The sequence below is a fragment of the uncultured Arthrobacter sp. genome (genome assembly GCF_902805515.1).
In the GTDB taxonomy this organism is placed as follows: domain Bacteria; phylum Actinomycetota; class Actinomycetes; order Actinomycetales; family Micrococcaceae; genus Arthrobacter_D.
The window spans coordinates 1-2,629 of record NZ_CADCTE010000120.1 but is presented as its reverse complement, the minus strand read 5'-3'; the positions used below and the strand labels follow the sequence as shown (position 1 = coordinate 2,629).

Sequence of the window (2,629 nt, the reverse complement as noted above, 5' to 3'; positions counted from 1 at the left end):
TGCGCATCTGGGTTCACCTTTGGATGGTTCGCGTTCGGATATCCCTTCATCCGTTCGCCTTCCGGCCCAACATTTTGCGTCGTCACTTCGGACCTCCTCGAGACGTTATGTGGTCTGGCGTATGCCTCCGTTACCTTTCCTCCCTCATGCACCTGCCTTCTCGCACTCGGTGTCGCGGCGATACCGCTCGACGGTTTTCTTGGTTCCTTGTCGATACGGGGTGGCTTCGCCGCCCAAAGCACTTGCGTACTTGCTTCGGAGGTCCTCGATCAACGGCTCCACCTCGGCGGGCTGGCTGCGAAAGCCGACGTAGCCATCCGGCCTGATGAGGTAGAGTGACTGCGAACCGGCGCCGTACAGATCGTGCAGCGAACGCGGCCCATCCAGCAGCACCGAGCCGTCTAGATCCGGTTGTTCCGGTGCGTTGTCGGCGCTGACGATCACATGTGTCTTGGCCAATTCGCCAAACAGTTCTTTTACGCGTCGCGCTATCTCCAGGAGGTTTGCATAGCCCGTTTGGGTGTGGGCCATCCCATCGAAGAGCAGCAAATTGAAGCTCGTTCCGCGGAACTCCTGAAAGAGACTCGTCTCCTCGCGAGAGGTCGCCCGAAAGCAACGCCCATCTGGGGCCCTGTCCCCAGCACGCGGTCCGCCACGGAAACGGAGCCGGTCCTTGAGCCCGGCCTGCTCGCCTCCGCGATCACGCACTAACGTATTCCCGGTCAACTTTCCGCCGTGCGACCGTGACAGCGATGAGGTGCGGTAGTTGATGAACAGTTGCGAGGAGCGCCGGGCAGCATAGGCCTGGACTACGTCCAGGGTCAGGACGTGCTCGCGCACAAAGCGCATGGCGGGGTTGTCGGAGAGCAACATCCTGGTGTTCGTGTCCGTTTGGGTGAGCACCCGCCGGGCGACCGGCAGGCGTTCCTCTTCGTAGGTGTCGAGGAGGCGTTCGGGCGCTCCCCCCTGTACGACGAGCGCGAGTTTCCAGGCCAGGTTGTAGGCGTCCTGGATGCCGGTGTTCATCCCCTGGGCCCCGAATGGACTATGGACGTGGGCCGCGTCGCCGGCCAGGAACGCCCGCTCGGTGCGGTACCGGTCCACCATGCGGCGGTTGATCGTGAATTCGGACATCCAGGTCGGGTTGGAGAGGGTGGTCTCGACGTCCCCGGTGCGCTCACCGAGGAGTTTCTGGAAGAGCTCCAGCGAGAGCGGCGGCGTAGTTTCGTCTTCCAAGACGGCGAAGATGCGCCATTGCGGGCTGCCCGGCAGGGGGAAGACGGTGAACATCCCGTCCGGTGGGAACCAGGTGTGGGTCCGGTCGCGTTCCCGGGTCCAGTCCAGGTCCGCGTCGGCCAGCAGGAACTTCTCTTCGTAGGTACCGCCCTCGAAGGAGACCTCGAGGGCCTTTCGCACCCGGCTGCGGGCGCCGTCGCAGCCGACGAGCCAGTTGGCGTGGATCTCTTCCCTCGCGTCGGAGTCGCCGTGTCTGACCGTTGCCACCACGCGGGAGCCCGTTTGTTGGAAGTTGGTTAGTTCGCGGTGGCGCTCGACCGTGCCGCCCAGCTCGAGCAGGCGTTCGATGAGGGGGCGCTCGACGCTGGTCTGGGGCGTGATCCAGAGCCGGGGATAGGGCGTGTCCAGGTCCCGGAGCCCCGCCGCGCTGAGCGTGAGGAGCAGCCGGTCTCCGGCGTAGAGGTTAGCATCGGTCACCGGCCCCCCCGCAGAGAGCACCCGATCTATGATGCCCATGGCGTCGAAGAGCTCCAGGGTGCGCGGCTGGAGACCCAGGGCGCGGGAGGTCGTCGCGGGCGCAGCGGCCTTGTCGATGACGCGGCAGCCCACGCCGCGCCTGAGCAACTCGCAGGCCAGCGTCAGGCCGGTCGGGCCCGCGCCGACGATCAGGACGTCCGTCTCGCGTCGCGCCGTGGCTCTCATAACGTCGTGCCTCCTTTACGCTCGGGTTGCGCCGCGGGCATGCCTCCGTGCTCGAGTTCTGCTGCCGGTGTGGTTTCGCGTGTCATCGGTGAAGACGACTTCTCGACGACCCTCTCGAGGATCGGCGGCTGCCGCGCCGATGCGGGCCTTTCTGTCCAGAGCGCGCGCCCTATCAGCACCCAGCCGAGACCTGCCGGCAGAACCAGCGCGCTGGGAAGGTGTACTACCACCAGCAATCCCGACATGATGCCGAGCGTCGGAGCGACGATCAGGGTCCAGCCGCCCCAACGGGGTAACACACCCGTTCGGAGGATGGCACACCCGAGAATAAACGAGCCAACCACATAGACGAGCGTTCCCAGCAGGGTGCCCACGGCGAACGACATCCCCCAAAGCGGTTGACCGAGCACCTCCCGCCCGAGCCAGTAATCTCCGACGTTGCCGATGAGGTTCATCGCCAGCCCGATGAACGCGAGCCCGAAGCCCCACATGCCCGACCGGCCGGTATGCTCACCCACCCGGACGAGCAGGCCCACCAGACCGAGCAAGAAGAGCACGTAGACCAAGAAGAATGCCTTGCCGTAGGTAGCGTATACCTCTTCGTACGTGCCGAAGCCGAGGAACGGCGTTACCAGCGGCTCGATCAGCTGCGCCCACGGCATGTCGGGATACGTTGGAGGAGTAGTCTGGT

At 64.9% G+C, this 2,629-nt stretch carries 2 protein-coding genes; both read right to left on the bottom strand.

Going from position 1 to position 2,629, the window contains the following annotated elements:
- Window positions 1-144: 144 nt before the first annotated feature.
- Complete coding sequence (locus QZX79_RS10445) at window positions 145-1,938, bottom strand: FAD-dependent monooxygenase (RefSeq protein WP_294568223.1); 1,794 nt, start codon at window positions 1,936-1,938, stop codon at window positions 145-147.
- On the bottom strand, window positions 1,935-2,629 hold a 695-nt coding region (locus QZX79_RS10440; protein ID WP_294568222.1), incomplete at its 5' end, for a hypothetical protein. The genes QZX79_RS10445 and QZX79_RS10440, both read right to left, overlap by 4 nt.